We start from the raw sequence: 2,011 nt of genomic DNA, 5'->3' as shown, positions 1-2,011 counted from the left end.
GGTGTCGGGCGGCGGCTATGATGTCGCCTGGAAGTACGGACCGGACGGACATTTTTCGATCTGGAGCACGGACAGCAACGGCAACTTCCTGACCACACTCGCCGCTGCGCCGGAGGTGTCAGCCACCGACGCGTCGCTGAAGGCGCTGGAGACGACATTCCATCAGGATCTCAACGGCGACGGCGCCGTCGGCGCGAACCACGACACGGCCGTGACCGACGGTCTGGCTGAGTTTCTACACAACCTGCACGGTGCCGGCTTCTTGCTGGCCTGACGGTACTGCCTCGTCGCGTCGAATCGACGCAGCACGKACGATCATCGCCGTCACAGCTTGCGTGCAGTGTCGTGAATTGCGGGACATGCATGAAGCGCCTGCAATCCGCCTGCCGCGACGGCCTCCGTGGAATATATTCTGGGACGTCGGGGAGGTTTTCATACACAAAAAATGCACGTTAAATTGAACCTTGCCTGATCCTGCGCGACCACTAGAAGGCCCGCAGCCAATCGCGCAACAGTTGCGCGATTTGAAATGCCAAAGAAGCCTGTTTCCATTTTCCCTGTAGCCTTGCGTATCCAAGAATTTCAACACTAAGGCCATATTTGCGAGCGCCGAAAGCGGCGGGGAATCTTCAACGAAATGTGGAGAGTGATGCCGTAGTGCCGCGCGCCGCGCTGGCTACGGCAGCGAATACTTGTGCATGGCAACAAGCTGGGAATCTCAGCTTCATCTCGGGAGGAAGAAATGCGTCGAATTGCACTTTGGACCCTGGTTGCGGGATTGTTCGTCCCATTGATTGCCTCGCAGCCGGCTCACGCCCAAGCGACGAGAACCTGGGTTTCGGGCGTCGGCGACGATGCCAACCCGTGTAGTCGCACTGCGCCGTGCAAGACCTTCCCCGGCGCGATCTCGAAGACGGCGGCTGGCGGCGAGATCAACTGTCTCGACTCCGCGGGATTCGGCGCCGTGACCATCACCAAGGCGATCTCGATCTACTGCGAAGGTGTCGTTGGCGGGATACTGGCGTCCCTGACCACGGGAGTCATCATCAATGCAGCCGCGACCGATCACATCGTGCTGCGCGGTCTGGACATCGACGGCGCCGGMACCGGGMTCAAGGGSRTCAACGTYYTGCAGGCGGCCTCGGTGGTCATCGAGCATTGCTTCATCAGGAACTTCAACAGCGCGGGCGGCGTCGGCATTTTCGTCAACCCGTCGAACTTCAACTCGATGCTCATGATCCGCGACAGCGTGATCTCGCATAACGGCACCGCGGCCGATGGCGCCGGGATTCAGATCAACACCAACGGCGGGAGTTCGCGGAGCCTGATCAACAACACCGCCATCCACAAGAACTTCATCGGCTTGAACGTGCTGGGATCGTCCAACGTCCAAGTCAACAACAGCAGCATCTCGGAGAACCTGAGCACGGGCTTCGCGCTCAGCGGCACTGCGGGGGCGCGGATCGGCCGCTCGATGATCGTCAACAATCTGGGATCGGCGACCACCGGCAGCGTGCTGTCGTATCTGGACAACCAGATCAACGGCAACAACCCGGACACCACGCCGGGAACAGCTGGCGGGTATCACTAGTCCTGTGCGTCTCGAGAAGCTTCTGACATGACAACAGCTTGAAATTTTTCAGTTCAATTTAGGAGGTTCAAAATGCGTCGCATTGCTCTATGGGCTCTCATGGCGGGATTGCTCTTACCGTTCGTCACGTCGCAATCGGCTCACGCCCAGGCCACCCGAACCTGGGTTTCAGGTGTGGGCGATGACGTCAACCCGTGCAGCCGCACGGCGCCGTGCAAGACCTTTGCCGGCGCGATCTCGAAGACCGCGGCTGGCGGCGAGATCAATTGCCTCGATTCCGCGGGCTTCGGCACCCTGACCATCACCAAGGCGATCTCGGTCTACTGCGAGGGTGTCGTGGGTGGTGTGCTGGCGGCCGGAACCAATGGCATCAACGTCAATGCAGCTGCGACCGACCACATCGTGCTGCGCGGTGCGCGG

At 60.3% G+C, this 2,011-nt stretch carries 2 protein-coding genes and 1 pseudogene; all 3 read left to right on the top strand.

Translation table 11 applies throughout. From position 1 onward, the window contains the following. A partial coding sequence (locus ACXJL8_RS39695) for a hypothetical protein (protein WP_456686884.1) occupies nucleotides 1-274 on the top strand: 274 nt, incomplete at its 5' end. Between the two features lie 468 nt (nucleotides 275-742). After that, complete coding sequence (locus tag ACXJL8_RS39690; protein WP_456686883.1) at nucleotides 743-1,591, top strand: right-handed parallel beta-helix repeat-containing protein; 849 nt, start codon at nucleotides 743-745, stop codon at nucleotides 1,589-1,591. 72 nt (nucleotides 1,592-1,663) lie between these two features. Further along, nucleotides 1,664-2,011: pseudogene (locus tag ACXJL8_RS39685) on the top strand (right-handed parallel beta-helix repeat-containing protein); the annotation flags it as partial.

This window comes from Bradyrhizobium sp. P5_C11_2 (assembly GCF_054049755.1).
This window is presented reverse-complemented; position numbering and strand designations above follow the sequence as displayed.